The organism is Pantoea sp. FN0307, assembly GCF_050113815.1.
Lineage (GTDB): Bacteria > Pseudomonadota > Gammaproteobacteria > Enterobacterales > Enterobacteriaceae > Mixta > Mixta alhagi.
Genome location: NZ_JBNJSO010000006.1, coordinates 66,188 through 83,007, shown reverse-complemented (window position 1 = coordinate 83,007; position 16,820 = coordinate 66,188). Strand labels below are relative to the sequence as shown.

Below are 16,820 nucleotides of genomic sequence, written 5' to 3'. Positions count from 1 at the left end.
ATTATTCCTCGGCTCCCGCGTGAGAGGCTTCACTCATGTCCATGCCTTCATGACCTGACATGTCCATCGTCCCGTGGTTCATCTTGAATTTTTCAATAACCTGCTTGAACAATTCAGGATCCGCACTGGAGAAGTACTCAACCGGATGGTTTTCGCTTGGCGCTGCCAGTTTTTCGAATTCATCCATGGTGGTTAAGGTATTCGGTGCCTGTTTCGCTTTGGCTACCCATTGCTCGAAGCTTGCCTGATCGGGAGTAGCAATAGCGTTAAACTTCATTCCTGAGAAACCACGACCGCTAAAGTTAGACGAGATGCCCTTAAAGGTACCCGGCTCGTTAGCAATCAGGTGCAGCTTGGTCTGCATCCCCGCCATCGCGTAGATCTGGCTGCCGAGGGTCGGAATGAAGAAGGAGTTCATGACGGAGTTTGAGGTGATTTTGAAGCTCACCGGAGTATTCGCCGGGAACGCAATCTCATTAACCGTGGCAATACCCTGTTCCGGATAGATAAACAACCATTTCCAGTCCAGTGCGATAACATCGATCTCAACCGGTTTCACGTCAGAAGCCAGCGGTTTGCCAGGTTCCAGCGCGTGGGTTGATTTCCAGGTCAGCACGCCAAGGAAGAGGATGATCAGGATCGGAACGGTCCAGACCACTGCTTCCACTTTATTGGAGTGGGACCAGTTAGGGCTATATTTTGCATTAGTGTTGGACGCACGATACTTCCATGCGAACACCACGGCCATCAGAATTGCGGGTATAACAACGATCAACATCAAGCCAAAGGCTGTCAGTATCAGCGAACGTTGCTCCATTGCAACCTGTCCTTTGGGATCTAACAACGCACTATCACAGCCACTTAACAATAAAGTGCCTGCAATTAATGACAAAATCCCCAAACTTTTATTGTATTTCCTGAGTCTCATTTAACGACCTCAATGACAAGGGCTCTATTGTCGTTTAAGTGTGGCGGCATTTTACGGGAAGGTTTATGCAGTGTAAACCAGCTTAAGAACGTGTCAGAAGGGTGTTGACACCTTTTGCCAAGGGTGTCACATCTGTTGCAGAAGGTGACGGAATATTAATGTAGACAGGTGGTTGAGTTAATATAACGAAAAAGGATGTCTCAAATGAATTATAGGAAGGGATGATTCTAAACAACGTAATCGCGCCTCAATAGTTTAACAAGCCTGTATCATTTGCGAGATAATTATTAAACATAAATAATTACGCACCGTATTTTAATATTAGACGCAGTTTGTTGAACGCGACGGATAATTTTTTCCGTAAAATTAGTTGGTAGAAAAATTCAATGCTGAAGGCTTTTATTAGGTCCGGACGGAAACTATTTTTACCGTCCGGCTTAATTAAGCGGGTATCGTTTTGCGCTGCGCCAGGTAGTCCAGCAGCGTACCGGTAGATATACCCAACAGCATCAACAAGCAGCCGAGGTTAAACAAAGGAAACAACGAGGGCAGGCTCATCAACCCGGCGGCTTCCAGCGCCAGTGCTAACAGCCAAAACGCCAGCAGCGCGCTGCCAGTGGCCAGCAGACGCAGCGCCCAGCGATAGCCAACAGGCCAGCGCTGACGCGGATTAAAGTGCTGACTCTCCTGCGACTGCAGCAGGCTCTGTTTGCTGGCTGCCAGCAGCAGCAGGCCTGGCAGAGCAGCAATTACGGAGAAAGCATAAAATGTCGGCCAACCCCACAGCTCTACCAGCCAGCCCGCTGCCGGACCAACATAAACCCGCCCGACTGCCGAGAGCGCCGAGAGTAAAGCGAACTGCGTAGCGGAAAATGAACGATTACACAGGCTCATCAACAGTGCGACAAACGCGGCAGTGCCCATTCCGCCACACAGGTTTTCCACAAATACCGCGCCAGCCATACTCCACATATGCGGCGGCGTAACGGAAAGCAGCCAGTAGGCCAGATTAGAGAAAGCTTGCAGTACGCCAAACAGCATTAGCGCACGAAACAGACTCAGACGCTGCATTAATACGCCGCCGTAGAGCGCGCCGATAATGGTCGCCAGCAGCCCGAGCGATTTATTGACCAGCCCGACGTCGCCAGCGGAAAAGCCGACGCCGCGAATCAGAAAAGTGGTGGTCAGGCTGGCGGCAAAAGCATCCCCCAGCTTATAAAGCACAATCAGCGACAGCATCAGCCAGGCATTATTGCGGTTGAAGAAGTCGCGCAGCGGCGCCATCACGGCTTCTTCCAGCGTACGGGGCCGGGCAACCACATCGGTCGGCTCCTTTGCCAGCAGGGTAGCAATCAAACCGGGCAGCATCATTAACGCCATCAGCCAGTAGGTTGCCTGCCAGCCTAAATAGCGATCCGCCAGCCACAGCGCCAGCCCGCCCGAAACCAGCATCGCCAGGCGATAGCCTAATACGGTGATCGCTGCGCCGCTGCCGCGCTCTTCCGGCGGCAAAATATCGGTTTTCCAGGCATCGAATACAATATCCTGCGAGGCGGAACAGAAGGCGACCAACACCGCCAGCGCGGCCAGTAGGGTCAGATGACGCGAAGGCTCCATGCTGCCCATCAGCGCAATGCCGCCGATCAGCAAAAGTTGCGTGATCACCAGCCAGCCGCGACGCCGTCCCAAAAAAGGCGGCGTAAAGCGATCCATCAGCGGCGACCAGAGAAACTTAAAAACATAGGCTTGTCCAACCAGCGAAAAAAAGCCGATGGTTTTAAGATCCACACCCTCAACCGTCATCCACGCCTGTAGCGTACCGGAAGTCAGGGCGAGGGGAAGGCCGGAGGCGAAGCCCAGCAGGAGCAGGATGGCTGCATTGCGCTGGGTAAACATACGCAGAAACTGATTATCCATAACGACTCTTTTCCTGTAGGCACGCCCGGCATCCTGCCGGGCTACCGAAAATCATTAACGCGCGTTCTGCTTGATAAAGCTACTCACACTGGTGTCCTGTGCCATATCAGAAATGACATCGCTCAGGGTAGAGTTAACGGCCTTGGTGATTTTTTCATTGGTGGCGTTAAATGCGCCTTCGACGCTGTAGGTTTGGCGATAATTTTTCACCTGCTTATTGCCGTTTTTGGCGTTGGCAATAATGGAAATGTCCGCTTTGGTGGTGATGCTATAGCGCAGGTTGCCCTGAGTGACATCGGCATACAGGTTGTTCACCACGATCTGCAAATCTACCGCGCCGTTAGGGCCAATCATATAACCGCGAGCGGTCATCTGCTTCTCCAGCACTTCCTGCAGCAGGAAACGCAGATCGCGGCTTGGCGTCAGCGTCACCAGCTGAGCATCGCGAGTAACTTTGGCCAGCGCCTGGTCGGAACGTTGATCGGCACCGTTAATGCTAACCGTAACGCCCATCAGGCTCGGATCTTGCTGAGGCAGCTGGATAGTAGGTTGGACATCAATCGTATTGCTGTTGTTCGCACAGCCAGCCAGGATAAAGGCAGCCAGCAGAGGGAAGAAAAGTTTTTTTAGCATGCTTATTTTCTCGTAAGTCTGAATGATATTGCTGACAAAACAGCGGGCATCATATCATTGCGTTTCTGTGAAGAAAGCCCCGACGGCGTGTAAATTCATCACTCCGCTTGTTTTTTCAACATAGCGTAACGCGATTTACTGTGAGCAGGCGCGCAGTCGCACGCTCTGGTCGTAACAAGCGGGACAGTTTTTTTTACATTAGCTGCGGAAACGGGTTAAAACCGACTAATATTTAAAGGGATGGGGCGTAGCTCTCTGCCGTAGAGGAGTGGATGTCATGATTCGCGAACAAATAGAAGAAAAGTTAAGAACCGCCTTTCAACCGGCCCACCTGGAAGTTCATGATGAGAGTTATCGTCATAATGTCCCTGCGGGATCGGAGAGCCACTTCAAAGTGGTGATCGTCAGCGATAGTTTTACCGACCAGCGCTTTTTAATGCGCCACCGTGCTATTTATAGCACCCTGAGCGAAGAGCTGGCCGGCAGCGTTCACGCGCTGGCGTTGCATACCTATACGTTGAAAGAGTGGGAAGGGTTGCAGGATACCGTACTCCCTTCGCCTAACTGTCGCGGAGCAGGGATGTTGGCCTGAAACGAGGAATTAACCAAAACGGCCTGAGGGCCGTTTTCTTTTGTCTGAATTTCGCCCAGTTCAGCACCTGAATAAAGATGTTTTTCACTTATTTTCCACCAAACTGCGAACCGGTGCCCGGTTTGCGTTCTCGACGCGGTAAAACGATGCCGCTATAATGCTGCGTCTATTTTTCCGGAATTGCTTCGGGACGCTTCTGGTAACAGGGAATGGTTCTTCATCAGAGGCCGTCCCGGTTGTTGGATAGCGCGGACTTTTATCTGCGCTATCTGAAGTTGACCGAGCTCGTGATTTTTTGAGGTAACAAGATGCAAGTTTCAGTAGAAACCACTCAGGGCCTGGGCCGTCGCGTTACGATTACTGTCGCTGCTGACAGCATCGAGAACGCTGTGAAAAAAGAGCTGGTCGATGTAGCGAAGAAAGTCCGTATCGACGGTTTCCGTAAAGGCAAAGTGCCGATGAGCGTTGTGGCGCAGCGTTACGGCGCCTCTGTTCGTCAGGATGTGCTGGGCGACCTGATGCAGCGCAACTTTGTTGACGCCATCATCAAAGAGAAAATCAATCCGGCCGGCGCGCCGAATTACGTACCGGGCGAATACAAACAGGGTGAAGATTTTACTTACTCTGTAGAATTTGAAGTGTATCCGGAAGTTGAGCTGCAGGGTCTGGACGCAATCGAAGTTGAAAAACCGATTGTAGAAGTGACCGACGAAGATGTGGACGCAATGCTGGACACCCTGCGCAAACAGCAGGCGACCTGGAAAGAAAAAGAAGGTGAAGCGGCCGCTGAAGATCGCGTTACCGTTGATTTCTCCGGCTCCGTAGACGGCGAAGAGTTTGAAGGCGGTAAAGCTTCTGACTTCGTACTGGCTATGGGTCAGGGCCGCATGATCCCGGGCTTCGAAGAAGGCGTTGTGGGTCATAAAGCTGGCGAAGAATTCACTATCGACGTGAAATTCCCGGAAGATTACCACGCGGAAAACCTGAAAGGGAAAGACGCGAAGTTCGCTATCGTGCTGAAAAAAGTTGAAGAGCGCGAGCTGCCGGAACTGACTGAAGAATTCATCAAACGTTTCGGCGTGGAAGATGGCTCTGTTGCTGGCCTGCGTGCGGAAGTGCGTAAAAACATGGAGCGCGAGCTGAAAGGCGCCGTGCGTAACCGTGTTAAAACTCAGGCGATTGACGGCCTGGTAAAAGCCAACGATATCGACGTGCCGGCTGCACTGATCGACAGCGAAATCGACGTACTGCGTCGTCAGGCTGCACAGCGCTTTGGTGGCAATGAGAAACAGGCTCTGGAACTGCCGCGTGAACTGTTCGAAGAGCAGGCTAAGCGTCGCGTAGTAGTGGGTCTGCTGCTGGGCGAAGTGATCCGCACCAACGATCTGAAAGCAGATGAAGATCGCGTGAAAACGCTGATCGAAGAAATGGCTTCTGCCTACGAAGATCCGCAGGAAGTGATCGAGTTCTACAGCAAAAACAATGAGCTGATGAACAACATGCGCAACGTTGCTCTGGAAGAGCAGGCAGTTGAAGCGGTTCTGGAAAAAGCGAAAGTGACTGAGAAAGCCACTAAGTTCCAGGATCTGATGAATCAGACCTCAATGGCTTGATTTTTCATGCGTTAAATGTTGAAAGCCCGCTGCCGCAAGGAGCGGGCTTTTTATTTATCCCTTTCAGAAAACGCTTTTTGTGTACCTTTTTGACTAATTAAGCGTCAGGTTATTCGGTATGATGCTATTCCAGGTTAGCGATTGAGGAAAACGTTGTTATGCTTGAAACAACGGGCACACGCCCCAAGATAGTTTTCCGAATATCGTGAAAAGTGAAAAGCTGGCTGATTGACCGTCCGGATGGCGTCGGAGAGTGGCAACGTGAAGCATGGTTTTCATGTTCTCACTTAAGTAGAATCGGTACAGAATGTTGCCAATGAAATTTATCCAGGAGACGGTAATGTCATACAATGGCGAACGTGAATTTTCCGCACCTAATATGGCGCTGGTGCCCATGGTGGTCGAACAAACCTCGCGCGGCGAGCGTTCTTACGACATTTATTCCCGCCTGTTAAAAGAGCGCGTCATTTTCCTTACCGGTCAGGTTGAAGATCATATGGCGAACCTGATCGTGGCCCAGATGCTGTTTCTGGAAGCGGAAAACCCAGAAAAAGATATTTACCTGTATATCAACTCACCGGGCGGCGTGATTACCGCCGGTATGTCGATTTACGATACCATGAAGTTTATCAAGCCGGATGTCAGCACCATTTGTATGGGGCAGGCTTGCTCAATGGGGGCTTTCCTGTTGACGGCTGGCACTAAAGGCAAGCGTTACTGCCTGCCTAACTCCCGTGTGATGATCCATCAGCCACTGGGCGGCTATCAGGGCCAGGCGACGGATATTGAAATTCATGCTCGTGAGATTCTTAAAGTTAAACAGCGCATGAACGAACTGATGGCGGAACATACCGGCAAATCGCTTGAGCAAATCGAACGTGACACCGAGCGTGACCGTTTCCTCTCAGCGAGTGAGGCGGTAGAGTATGGTTTAGTTGATTCTATCCTTACGCATCGCCAATAAGACTCCATCCCGCTGCATACGCTATAGTTACAGCAGACAATGGGTGAAGAGTGGCTACGAATGAGGGCAGTCAGTCTGGCTGCCATCGCCGCATTTAACTGCGGACGAGATAAATAAAGAGGTTAGCTGATGACAGATAAGCGCAAAGACGGTTCAGGGAAGCTGCTGTACTGCTCTTTTTGCGGTAAAAGCCAGCATGAAGTGCGCAAGCTGATTGCCGGGCCGTCAGTGTATATCTGCGACGAATGTGTCGATTTATGTAATGACATTATTCGCGAAGAGATAAAAGAAGTCGCGCCGCATCGAGAGCGTAGCGCGTTACCGACTCCGCACGAAATTCGCCATCATCTTGACGATTACGTTATCGGTCAGGAAAGGGCGAAAAAAGTGCTGGCGGTGGCGGTGTATAACCATTACAAACGCCTGCGCAATGGCGATACCAGCAACGGTATTGAGCTGGGCAAAAGTAATATTCTGCTGATTGGTCCAACCGGTAGCGGTAAAACGCTGTTGGCCGAGACGCTGGCGCGTCTGCTGGACGTGCCCTTCACGATGGCGGATGCCACCACGTTGACCGAAGCAGGTTATGTGGGTGAAGACGTTGAGAATATTATCCAGAAATTGCTGCAGAAATGTGACTACGACGTGCAGAAAGCGCAGCGTGGCATCGTTTACATCGATGAAATTGATAAAATTTCCCGTAAATCAGACAACCCGTCGATTACGCGTGATGTGTCCGGTGAAGGCGTGCAGCAGGCGTTACTGAAACTGATCGAAGGCACGGTTGCTGCCGTACCGCCGCAGGGCGGACGCAAGCACCCGCAGCAGGAATTTTTGCAGGTTGATACCTCCAAGATTCTGTTTATCTGCGGTGGCGCTTTTGCAGGCCTGGATAAAGTCATTTCCCAGCGTGTGGAAACCGGCTCCGGCATCGGTTTTGGCGCGACGGTAAAAGGCAAATCGCAGAAAGCATCGGAAGGGCAACTGCTGGAGCAGGTTGAGCCGGAAGATCTGATCAAATTTGGTCTGATTCCTGAGTTTATTGGTCGTTTGCCGGTGGTGGCGACGCTCAATGAGTTGAGCGAAGAAGCGTTAATTCAGATTCTGCGTGAGCCGAAAAACGCACTGACGAAACAGTACCAGGCGCTGTTTAACCTGGAAGGCGTTGAGCTGGAATTCCGTGACGAAGCGTTGACGGCCATTGCGCAGAAAGCGATGTCGCGTAAAACCGGTGCCCGTGGCCTGCGTTCTATCGTAGAAGCCGCTCTGCTGGATACGATGTACGATCTGCCTTCAATGGATGATGTGGAAAAAGTGGTGATTGACGAGTCTGTGATTGAAGGGCAGTCAAAACCCATGCTTATCTACGGCACTCATGAAGCGCAGCAGGCATCTGGCGAATAATTCGTCAACACAACCAGCAAGTTAGTTATAAAAGGGGGAATTTGTCCCCCTTTTGTTTTTCTCACGTCCCGGACATTGAATGTCTGGCAAACATCCCCATATACTCAATTACCTGTGGGTTCCCTGGCACATAGCCTGCACTATGCGGTACCCATCACCTGGCGGACTTTAAACTAAGAGAGAGCTCTATGAATCCTGAGCGTTCTGAACGCATTGAAATCCCTGTGTTGCCTTTGCGCGACGTAGTGGTTTATCCGCACATGGTAATTCCGTTGTTTGTTGGTCGGGAAAAATCGATTCGGTGCCTCGAAGCCGCAATGGATCATGATAAAAAGATCATGCTGGTAGCACAGAAAGAGGCTTCAACGGATGAACCTGGCATTAACGATCTCTTCTCTGTAGGGACCGTTTCTTCTATTTTGCAAATGCTGAAACTGCCGGACGGCACTGTAAAAGTGCTGGTTGAGGGGTTACAGCGGGCACGTATTACCCAGCTTGCCGATAACGGTGAGCATTTTACCGCCCAGGCGGAATACCTGGCTTCTCCTGAGATTGAAGAGCGCGAGCAAGAAGTGCTGGTGCGCACCGCCATCAACCAGTTTGAAGGCTATATCAAGCTCAACAAAAAAATTCCGCCTGAAGTACTGACCTCGCTGAACAGCATCGACGATGCCGCGCGCCTGGCCGATACCGTGGCGGCGCATATGCCGTTGAAGCTGGCTGATAAACAGTCTGTGCTGGAAATGTCCGACGTTAACGAACGTCTGGAATATTTGATGGCGATGATGGAATCGGAGATCGACCTGCTGCAGGTAGAAAAACGTATTCGTAATCGCGTCAAAAAACAGATGGAAAAAAGCCAGCGCGAGTACTATCTGAACGAGCAGATGAAGGCCATTCAGAAAGAACTGGGCGAAATGGACGATGCGCCAGATGAATATGAGGCGCTGAAGCGTAAAATCGACGCATCCAAAATGCCGAAAGAGGCGCGCGAAAAAGCTGAAGCCGAGCTGCAGAAGCTGAAAATGATGTCGCCAATGTCAGCAGAAGCGACCGTGGTACGCGGCTATATCGAATGGATGGTTCAGGTTCCGTGGAATGAGCGCAGCAAGGTGAAAAAAGACCTGCGTAAAGCTCAGGAAACGCTGGATACCGACCATTACGGCCTCGAGCGTGTGAAAGACCGCATTCTGGAATACCTGGCGGTACAGAGCCGCGTTAACAAAATTAAAGGGCCGATTCTGTGTCTGGTTGGGCCGCCGGGCGTGGGTAAAACCTCGCTGGGGCAATCTATCGCTAAAGCGACCGGACGTAAGTATGTGCGTATGGCGCTGGGCGGCGTGCGTGATGAGGCGGAAATTCGCGGGCATCGTCGTACTTATATCGGCTCTATGCCTGGTAAACTTATCCAGAAAATGGCGAAGGTTGGCGTGAAAAACCCGCTGTTCCTGCTGGATGAGATTGACAAAATGTCATCTGACATGCGCGGTGACCCGGCTTCAGCGCTGCTTGAGGTGCTGGATCCTGAGCAGAACGTCGCTTTTAACGATCACTATCTGGAAGTGGATTACGATCTCTCCGATGTGATGTTTGTTGCGACCTCTAACTCAATGAATATCCCGGCGCCGCTGCTGGACCGTATGGAAGTGATTCGTCTCTCCGGCTATACCGAAGATGAAAAACTCAATATCGCTAAACAGCACCTGTTGCCGAAACAGATCGAGCGTAACGCGCTGAAATCCAGCGAAATCGCCGTAGATGACAGCGCGATCGTCGGCATTATTCGTTATTACACGCGTGAAGCGGGCGTGCGTAGCCTTGAGCGTGAGCTCTCCAAGCTGTGTCGTAAAGCGGTGAAAGCGCTGCTGCTGGATAAAAATCTGAAGCATATCGAGATCAACGGCGATAACTTGAAAGATTTCCTTGGCGTACAGCGCTTCGATTACGGTCGCGCCGACAACGAAAACCGCGTTGGTCAGGTAACTGGTCTGGCGTGGACGGAAGTGGGTGGCGATCTGCTGACTATCGAAACCGCCTGCGTGCCGGGCAAAGGCAAGCTGACTTATACCGGCTCGCTGGGCGAAGTTATGCAGGAGTCAATTCAGGCGGCATTAACCGTGGTACGCGCGCGCGCAGAGAAACTCGGCATCAACGGGGATTTCTACGAGAAACGCGATATTCACGTGCACGTGCCGGAAGGCGCCACGCCGAAAGATGGACCGAGTGCCGGTATTGCGATGTGCACCGCGCTGGTTTCCTGTCTGACAGGCAACCCGGTACGCGCTGATGTGGCGATGACCGGCGAGATCACGCTGCGTGGTCAGGTGCTGCCTATTGGCGGCCTGAAAGAGAAGCTGCTGGCAGCGCATCGTGGCGGGATTAAAACGGTGTTGATCCCGGATGATAACAAGCGCGATCTGGAAGAGATCCCGGAAAACGTGCTGGCCGATCTGGACATTCATCCGGTTAAACGCATTGAAGATGTATTGACCCTGGCGCTGCAAAACGCACCTTATGGGATGCAGGTTGTCACGGCAAAATAGTGACTATCCCTAAATAATTCGAGTTGCAGGAAGGCGTCGAGGCAGGGAGTCCCCAGGAGCTTACTGTAGTAAATGACTGGGGTGAGCGAGGACAGCCAACGCGCATGCAGCTTGAAGCATGACGGGTATAAAGACAAAATCAGTTAAAAAGCGTAGCTGGCAAGTCAAATGGGACTTGCCAGCTTTTTTTTGTGCCGCTAATTTAGAGGGCTGTTGAAACAACGACCCAGAGAATTCCCGTTGTTTCGGCTCAACAACCTTGATATAACTGGCTGCGCGTTCGCGTCTGGCTGGAAGTCGGCTGCGATAGTGAATAATAAAAGAGGGGATGAACAGAGTGAATAAGTCACAATTGATCGACAAAATTGCCGCAGACGCTGATATTTCTAAAGCGGCAGCAGGACGTGTTTTAGATGCTTTTATTGGTTCAGTTTCTGATTCCCTGAAATCAGGCGAAGAAGTGGCTCTGGTTGGCTTTGGTACGTTTTCCGTACGTGAGCGTTCTGAACGCACTGGCCGTAACCCGCAGACAGGTAAAGAAATTACCATTCCAGCAAGCAAAGTACCTGGCTTCCGTGCCGGTAAAGCACTGAAAGACGCGGTGAACTGATTTACGGTTAACACCATTAGAGCAATTTCTTTGGTGGAGAGAGGACGGATATTGCGTTCTCATGTAACATACGGGCACATCAGACAATTGATGTGCCTTTTTTATTCTGACAGGTGACAAACGTCAGCAGCGGATGTCAGAGCATGGCCAGGCACAGTCGGCCTGAAAGCAGCAACGCGCACGCCTGCAAGGATGGGGTGCCTGCGTGAGGTTTACATTCACATTACAGCGGAGTGTTGTCATACCATGATGGACAATTTACGTGCGGCGTCGAATCATGTCGTGCTCAAGATTATTCTGGGACTGATTATCCTGTCATTCGTGCTGACCGGCGTTGGCAACTATCTGATTGGCGGTAACGGCGATTACGCAGCCAAAGTCAATGGCCAGGAGATCAGCCGTGCCCAGCTGGATCGCGCATTTAACAACGAGCGTAGCCGCCAACAGCAGATGCTGGGCGAGCAGTTCTCGCAGCTGGCAGGCAACGCAGGCTATATGCAGCAGATGCGTCAGCAGGCGCTGGCTCAGCTGGTAGATGAAATGCTGCTGGATCAGTACGCCAAAGAATTAAATCTGGCTATCAGCGATGAGCAGATCAAACAGGCCATCTTTAATCAGCCAGCGTTTCAGACCAACGGTAAGTTTGATAACGCCAAATATCTGAGCCTGATTAACAACATGGGCTTTACCGCCGACCAGTATGCTGAAGCGCTGCGCAAACAGTTAACCACCCAGCAGCTTATTTCAGCTATCGCCGGTACTGACTTCATGCTGAGCGGTGAAACCGATGCGCTGGCGGCGCTGGTTTCCCAGCAGCGCGTTGTGCGTCAGGCCACGCTGAATGTGGATGCGCTGGCAGCGGCGCAACAGGTTAGCGATGACGAAATCAAAAATTACTACGCTCAGCACAAGAGCAGCTTCCTGGCACCGGAGCAGTTCCGCGTAAGCTATATCAAGCTTGATGCAGCCAGCATGCAGGAAAGCGCCAGCGAAGCGGATATTCAGAGCTGGTACGAGCAGCACAAGGCTGAGTATGCCCAGCCTCAGCGTAACCGCTACAGCATTATTCAGACCAAGAGCGAAGCTGATGCACAAGCTATTCTGGAGCAGCTGAAGAAGGGCGCCGATTTTGCCGCGCTGGCGAAAGAAAAATCCGCCGATCCGATCTCCGCACGTAAGGGTGGCGATATGGGCTGGCTGGAGCCTTCCACCACACCGGATGAACTGAAAGAGGCTAACCTGACCAGCAAAGGTCAGCTGTCAGGCGTAGTGAAATCCTCCGTTGGTTTCCTGATTGTGCGTCTGGATGATATTCAGCCAGAGCAGATCAAACCGCTGGCGGAAGTGCATGATGCGATTGCGGATAAAGTGAAGCAGGAAAAAGCGCTGGATGCTTACTATAAGCTGCAGCAAAAAGTCAGCGATGCGGCAAGCAACGATAATGAATCGTTAGCCAGCGCAGAGCAGGCGGCAGGCGTGAAGGCGGTGGAAACCGAGTGGTTTGGCCGTGACAATATTCCGGAAGCGCTGAACTTTAAGCCAGTTGCCGAGGCGATTTTCAACGGTAATCTGCAGGGCGAAAACGGCACGCCGGGCAGCAACTCCGATATGATCACCGTTGATGGCGATCGTGCTTTCATCCTGCGCGTGAACGACCATAAGCCGGAAGCGGTCAAAGCGCTTGAGGAAGTGAAAACGCAGATCGCTGAAACGCTGAAGCATGACAAGGCGGAAAAACAGGCTAAAGCGCAGGCGGAAAAAATCCTGGCCGATCTGAAAGCAGGCAAACAGGATGCATTAAAAGCAGCGGGCCTGGCGTTTGGGGAGGCGAAAACCTTCACGCGTAACGATCGTGATGCCATTGTCCAGTCCGTGTTTGCATTGCCACAGCCACAGGCGGGTAAACCGGTTTATGGCAGCAGCGAAGATATGCAGGGCAACATTGTGCTGCTGGCGCTGGATGAGGTAAAAGCCGGAAGCCTGCCTGACGCGCAGAAAAAAGCCCTGGCGCAGGGCGTAACCCAAAATAATGCGCAGATCGTCTTTGATGCGTTGTTAAGCAATCTGCGTAAGGATGCGAAAATCAAGTACGGTGCTGCGGTAGAAATGCAGTAACTCCCGCATAAAAAATGCAATCCGTTGCAAATATAAAGGCCGCTTTCGCGGCCTTTTCCATATCTTATCTTTGCCTTTTGTACTGAACCTCCGTTGTCTTTACTGTCTCTCCTGCTGTTACACACAAGGAGACATCAGCATGCATAAGAATTTTCTTTCAGCGCTCTGCTTATCATTAACCATGAGCGCCTTCTGCTGGACATTGACGGTTCCAGGCGCGCTGGCAGCCAGGGAGAGCGACAGCGCTATCCCAGCAGCGGCCAGCACGGTTAACGCATCCCGGACGGAAAGCGCCGACAAACCACAGGCAGCAGAAACCATGGTGAGCATTAACAGCGCATCGGCACAGGAGCTGGCGGCGGTAATGAACGGGGTTGGGTTAAAAAAAGCGGAAGCGATTGTGAGCTATCGTCAGCAGTTTGGACCCTTTACGGAACTGGAACAGCTAAAAGAGGTGCCGGGGATTGGCAGCACGCTGGTGGAGCGTAACCTGTCACGGCTTAAATTGTGATCCTGTTCCCAGCGCGAAGGACAACTTTTTCAGCCGCCGCGCACCGCTGCTAATCTGAAGAGGTCATACCAGATCGTATGACCTTTAACATTGATAAGGCAAGGCGCTATGCAGACCCTGATAAAAGTACGTGGCTATCATTTGGATGTTTATCAACATGTTAATAACGCGCGCTATCTGGAGTTTCTGGAAGAGGCGCGCTGGGAATGGCTGGAGAAGCTAAACGCTTTCCACTGGCTCATGGAAAACAAGCTGGCCTTTGTAGTGGTAAATATCAATATAAATTATCGCCGCCCGGCGTTGCTGGGCCATGTGCTCTGTATTAATAGTCGGCTACTGCAGCTGAACAGCAAAAGCGGAGTGATAGGTCAGGAGGTAACGCTGGAAGAGGATGGCTCTGCGATTGCCGATGCAACCTTGACCTTTGTCTGTATTGATCTGAAAACGCAAAAAGCGTTGCCGCTGGAGGGAGAATTACTTACGCGAATGGAGACGCTACTTAGCTAACGATAACAGCCGGGAAGGGCCCGGCTGCTTTTACCCAACTGTTTAGCCTAATCCGGTTTTCTGCTGCATGCTGTGCATCACGGCGGCGGGATCGTCCTGATAGCTTTTTAGCCCGTTTGCCCGCAAATGGCAGGCAGCACACTCACCGCAGCCGTCACCCTTGATACCGTTATAGCAGGTCAGCGTATCCTGACGAACCAAAGGCAGCTGTTGCCAGTAGTCTGCCAGCGCCCAGGTCTCTGCTTTATTCAGCCACATCAGCGGCGTTTCAAAACGTACGGCGCGCGCCATACCCAGTTCGATAGCGTGATTTAACGCTTTGACAAACTCATCGCGACAGTCCGGATAGCCAGAGAAATCCGTCTCGCAAACGCCGGTAATCACCGCCTCAGCCTCAACCTGATAAGCATAAATTGAAGCCAGAGTAAGAAAAAGAATATTGCGTCCCGGCACAAAGGTGCTGGGCAAACCGCTGGCGCTGGCGTCATATTGCGGTACCGGAATATTATCGCGTGTCAGGCTGCTGATCGCCAGCTCATTCAGTAACGTAACGTCCAGCACCTTGTGAGCGCGAGCGCCAAGCCGTATTGCCAGTTCGCGCGCAACATCGATCTCCTGACGATGACGCTGACCATAATCGAAGGTAACGCAGTGAACTTCGTCATATTGCGCTAATGCCTGAATCAGGCAGGTTGTGGAGTCCTGCCCGCCGCTGAAAACTACCACTGCTCGTTTCATTTTTTAGCCTTACTGAACTTGTTCACACTTATGGTAATGCCTGAAACGCAAGAAAGGTAGTCCACCCGCTGTACGGGGCAGAGCAGCCAAAGCGTCTTAAACGCATGGCTTTTGATTAACTATGCATCTGCTCCAGCCATGGCGTCAGGTCGCCTACCTGATTTTTAACCCAGTGCGGATCATACCAGGTATCCAGATAGCGATCGCCGCTGTCGCAGAGTAGCGTCACAATAGCGCCTTCTCGCTGCTGCTGGCGCATCCGCTGCGCAACCTGAATCGCACCCCAGAAGTTGGTGCCGGTAGAGGCGCCCGGTTTACGACCGAGGATCTGGGCCAGATAATGCATTGCGGCAGCGGAAGCCGCATCGGGAACGCGTAGCATCTCGTCAATAACATCGGGTATAAAAGAGGGCTCGACGCGTGGACGACCAATTCCCTCGATACGACTGCCGCTGATGTTACGTAAGGCTTTATCGCGCGTATGCCAGTAATCATGGAACACAGAGTTTTCCGGGTCCACCACCAGTAAATGCGTAGCATGTCCCTGATAATGTAAATAGCGCCCAATCGTGGCTGAGGTGCCGCCGGTGCCGGCAGACATAACAATCGTATCCGGCACAGGAAAAGGTTCGCTGGCCATCTGTCGAAAGATGCTTTCTGCAATATTATTATTGCCGCGCCAGTCGGTAGCGCGTTCGGCGTAGGTAAACTGATCCATAAAATGGCCGTTAAGATCGCGCGCCAGCCTTTCAGACTCTTCATAAATGGCGCAGGGATCGTTAACAAAGTGGCACTGACCACCATAAAAGGTAATCTGTTCAACTTTACGGCGTGCGGTGCTGCCAGGCATCACGGCAATAAACGGCAGGCCAAGCAAACGTGAAAAATAAGCTTCGGAAACGGCAGTGCTGCCAGATGAGGCTTCGACAATCGTGGTGCCAGGTTTAATCCAGCCGTTACACAGGCCATAGAGAAACAGGGAGCGGGCCAGGCGGTGCTTTAAACTGCCGGTTGGATGCGTGCTTTCATCTTTAAGATAAAACCAGATGCCTGGAAACTGGGGGAGCGTAAACCGAATCAGATGTGTTTCGGCGGAGCGCTGAAAATCCGCATTGATTTCATTAATTGCGTATTTAACCCACTGGCTGCTCATGATCCTGTTTCCCCCGGTAATAAAGGCAATCATCGTAAGGCATTCAGCGGAAAAAATGTTTGCCTTATTTCCTGTATAATTGGGTATCCATAGCAAAACTTTCTCCGGAGACGCCGGTGTTAGATAAAATCGATCGCAAGCTGCTGGCGTTGCTGCAGAAGGACTGCACGCTGTCGTTACAGGCGCTAGCCGATGCTGTTAATCTCACTACCACGCCCTGCTGGAAACGGCTCAAAAAGCTGGAGGATGAGGGCATCATTCGCGGGCGCGTTGCGCTGCTGGATAGTGAAAAGCTGGGGCTGGGATTAACTGCCTTTATGCTGATTAAAACACAACAGCATAACCGGGAGTGGTATCAGGAGTTTGTTAGCGTGGTAAAGGACCAGCCCGAAGTCATGGCGTTTTATCGCATGGCGGGCGAATATGATTATTTGTTACGCATCCAGGTGGCCGATATGAAACAGTATGATGCGCTCTATAAGCGTCTGGTCAACGGCGTTAACGGCCTGATTGATGTGACCTCCAGTTTTGCCATGGAAGAGATAAAATACACCACGGCATTACCTGTTGAACCCTGATTTTTTCTGCAGCC

The 16,820-nt window shown here is 51.6% G+C and carries 15 protein-coding genes; 10 read left to right on the top strand and 5 right to left on the bottom strand.

The window, feature by feature from the left end; translation table 11 throughout:
* Window position 1: 1 nt before the first annotated feature.
* From cyoA to ACQE3Z_RS16470, 3 genes are all read right to left on the bottom strand, one after another.
* Window positions 2-928, bottom strand: a complete 927-nt coding sequence (cyoA, locus tag ACQE3Z_RS16480) for a cytochrome o ubiquinol oxidase subunit II (RefSeq protein ID WP_085067716.1) — start codon at window positions 926-928, stop codon at window positions 2-4.
* A gap of 441 nt (window positions 929-1,369) precedes the next feature.
* On the bottom strand, window positions 1,370-2,845 hold the full coding sequence (gene ampG, locus ACQE3Z_RS16475; protein WP_426974621.1) for a muropeptide MFS transporter AmpG: 1,476 nt from the start codon (window positions 2,843-2,845) through the stop codon (window positions 1,370-1,372).
* A 54-nt stretch (window positions 2,846-2,899) separates the two neighbouring features.
* Window positions 2,900-3,478 (bottom strand): lipoprotein, encoded by a 579-nt coding sequence (locus tag ACQE3Z_RS16470; protein ID WP_426974620.1) that lies wholly within the window; start codon window positions 3,476-3,478, stop codon window positions 2,900-2,902.
* Window positions 3,479-3,755: 277 nt separating this feature from the next.
* On the opposite strand from ACQE3Z_RS16470, the gene bolA reads away from it, so the two are divergent.
* The 9 genes from bolA (at window position 3,756) to ACQE3Z_RS16425 (ending at window position 14,337) form a co-directional block, all read left to right on the top strand.
* On the top strand, window positions 3,756-4,070 hold the full coding sequence (gene bolA, locus ACQE3Z_RS16465) for a transcriptional regulator BolA (protein ID WP_085067713.1): 315 nt from the start codon (window positions 3,756-3,758) through the stop codon (window positions 4,068-4,070).
* A 308-nt stretch (window positions 4,071-4,378) separates the two neighbouring features.
* On the top strand, window positions 4,379-5,683 hold the full coding sequence (gene tig / locus ACQE3Z_RS16460) for a trigger factor (protein WP_250652055.1): 1,305 nt from the start codon (window positions 4,379-4,381) through the stop codon (window positions 5,681-5,683).
* Between the two features lie 340 nt (window positions 5,684-6,023).
* Complete coding sequence (clpP, locus tag ACQE3Z_RS16455) at window positions 6,024-6,647, top strand: ATP-dependent Clp endopeptidase proteolytic subunit ClpP (RefSeq protein ID WP_085067711.1); 624 nt, start codon at window positions 6,024-6,026, stop codon at window positions 6,645-6,647.
* Window positions 6,648-6,776: 129 nt separating this feature from the next.
* Window positions 6,777-8,051, top strand: coding sequence for an ATP-dependent protease ATP-binding subunit ClpX (gene clpX, locus ACQE3Z_RS16450; protein WP_085067710.1), 1,275 nt, complete (start codon window positions 6,777-6,779; stop codon window positions 8,049-8,051).
* Window positions 8,052-8,239: 188 nt separating this feature from the next.
* Complete coding sequence (gene lon / locus ACQE3Z_RS16445; RefSeq protein WP_426974619.1) at window positions 8,240-10,594, top strand: endopeptidase La; 2,355 nt, start codon at window positions 8,240-8,242, stop codon at window positions 10,592-10,594.
* A gap of 337 nt (window positions 10,595-10,931) precedes the next feature.
* The gene (gene hupB / locus ACQE3Z_RS16440) at window positions 10,932-11,204 is read left to right on the top strand and encodes a nucleoid-associated protein HU-beta (RefSeq protein ID WP_038627591.1); all 273 of its coding nucleotides are present in this window, start codon (window positions 10,932-10,934) and stop codon (window positions 11,202-11,204) included.
* Window positions 11,205-11,450: 246 nt separating this feature from the next.
* Window positions 11,451-13,319 (top strand): peptidylprolyl isomerase, encoded by a 1,869-nt coding sequence (gene ppiD / locus ACQE3Z_RS16435; RefSeq protein ID WP_426974618.1) that lies wholly within the window; start codon window positions 11,451-11,453, stop codon window positions 13,317-13,319.
* Between the two features lie 139 nt (window positions 13,320-13,458).
* A complete protein-coding gene (locus ACQE3Z_RS16430; RefSeq protein ID WP_426974617.1) occupies window positions 13,459-13,830 on the top strand; it encodes a ComEA family DNA-binding protein in 372 nt (123 codons plus the stop codon).
* 108 nt (window positions 13,831-13,938) lie between these two features.
* Window positions 13,939-14,337, top strand: a complete 399-nt coding sequence (locus tag ACQE3Z_RS16425; protein WP_250652058.1) for a YbgC/FadM family acyl-CoA thioesterase — start codon at window positions 13,939-13,941, stop codon at window positions 14,335-14,337.
* Window positions 14,338-14,379: 42 nt separating this feature from the next.
* Here the strand turns inward: ACQE3Z_RS16425 and queC are convergent, their stop codons facing one another.
* Window positions 14,380-15,075 (bottom strand): 7-cyano-7-deazaguanine synthase QueC, encoded by a 696-nt coding sequence (queC, locus tag ACQE3Z_RS16420; protein WP_250652059.1) that lies wholly within the window; start codon window positions 15,073-15,075, stop codon window positions 14,380-14,382.
* 115 nt (window positions 15,076-15,190) lie between these two features.
* Window positions 15,191-16,228 (bottom strand): PLP-dependent cysteine synthase family protein, encoded by a 1,038-nt coding sequence (locus ACQE3Z_RS16415; RefSeq protein WP_426974616.1) that lies wholly within the window; start codon window positions 16,226-16,228, stop codon window positions 15,191-15,193.
* Window positions 16,229-16,344: 116 nt separating this feature from the next.
* On the opposite strand from ACQE3Z_RS16415, the gene ACQE3Z_RS16410 reads away from it, so the two are divergent.
* Window positions 16,345-16,806 (top strand): Lrp/AsnC family transcriptional regulator, encoded by a 462-nt coding sequence (locus ACQE3Z_RS16410; protein ID WP_426974615.1) that lies wholly within the window; start codon window positions 16,345-16,347, stop codon window positions 16,804-16,806.
* Window positions 16,807-16,820 lie beyond the last annotated feature (14 nt).

Excerpts from the sequence above, each read along its gene's own strand:
- queC (WP_250652059.1), bottom strand. The coding sequence starts at position 15,075 with ATGAAACGAGCAGTGGTAGTTTTCAGCGGCGGGCAGGACTCCACAACC.
- bolA (WP_085067713.1), top strand. The coding sequence starts at position 3,756 with ATGATTCGCGAACAAATAGAAGAAAAGTTAAGAACCGCCTTTCAACCG.
- clpX (WP_085067710.1), top strand. The coding sequence starts at position 6,777 with ATGACAGATAAGCGCAAAGACGGTTCAGGGAAGCTGCTGTACTGCTCT.
- ACQE3Z_RS16430 (WP_426974617.1), top strand. The coding sequence starts at position 13,459 with ATGCATAAGAATTTTCTTTCAGCGCTCTGCTTATCATTAACCATGAGC.
- ACQE3Z_RS16415 (WP_426974616.1), bottom strand. The coding sequence starts at position 16,228 with ATGAGCAGCCAGTGGGTTAAATACGCAATTAATGAAATCAATGCGGAT.
- lon (WP_426974619.1), top strand. The coding sequence starts at position 8,240 with ATGAATCCTGAGCGTTCTGAACGCATTGAAATCCCTGTGTTGCCTTTG.
- ACQE3Z_RS16425 (WP_250652058.1), top strand. The coding sequence starts at position 13,939 with ATGCAGACCCTGATAAAAGTACGTGGCTATCATTTGGATGTTTATCAA.
- ACQE3Z_RS16470 (WP_426974620.1), bottom strand. The coding sequence starts at position 3,478 with ATGCTAAAAAAACTTTTCTTCCCTCTGCTGGCTGCCTTTATCCTGGCT.
- clpP (WP_085067711.1), top strand. The coding sequence starts at position 6,024 with ATGTCATACAATGGCGAACGTGAATTTTCCGCACCTAATATGGCGCTG.
- ampG (WP_426974621.1), bottom strand. The coding sequence starts at position 2,845 with ATGGATAATCAGTTTCTGCGTATGTTTACCCAGCGCAATGCAGCCATC.
- tig (WP_250652055.1), top strand. The coding sequence starts at position 4,379 with ATGCAAGTTTCAGTAGAAACCACTCAGGGCCTGGGCCGTCGCGTTACG.
- ppiD (WP_426974618.1), top strand. The coding sequence starts at position 11,451 with ATGATGGACAATTTACGTGCGGCGTCGAATCATGTCGTGCTCAAGATT.
- cyoA (WP_085067716.1), bottom strand. The coding sequence starts at position 928 with ATGAGACTCAGGAAATACAATAAAAGTTTGGGGATTTTGTCATTAATT.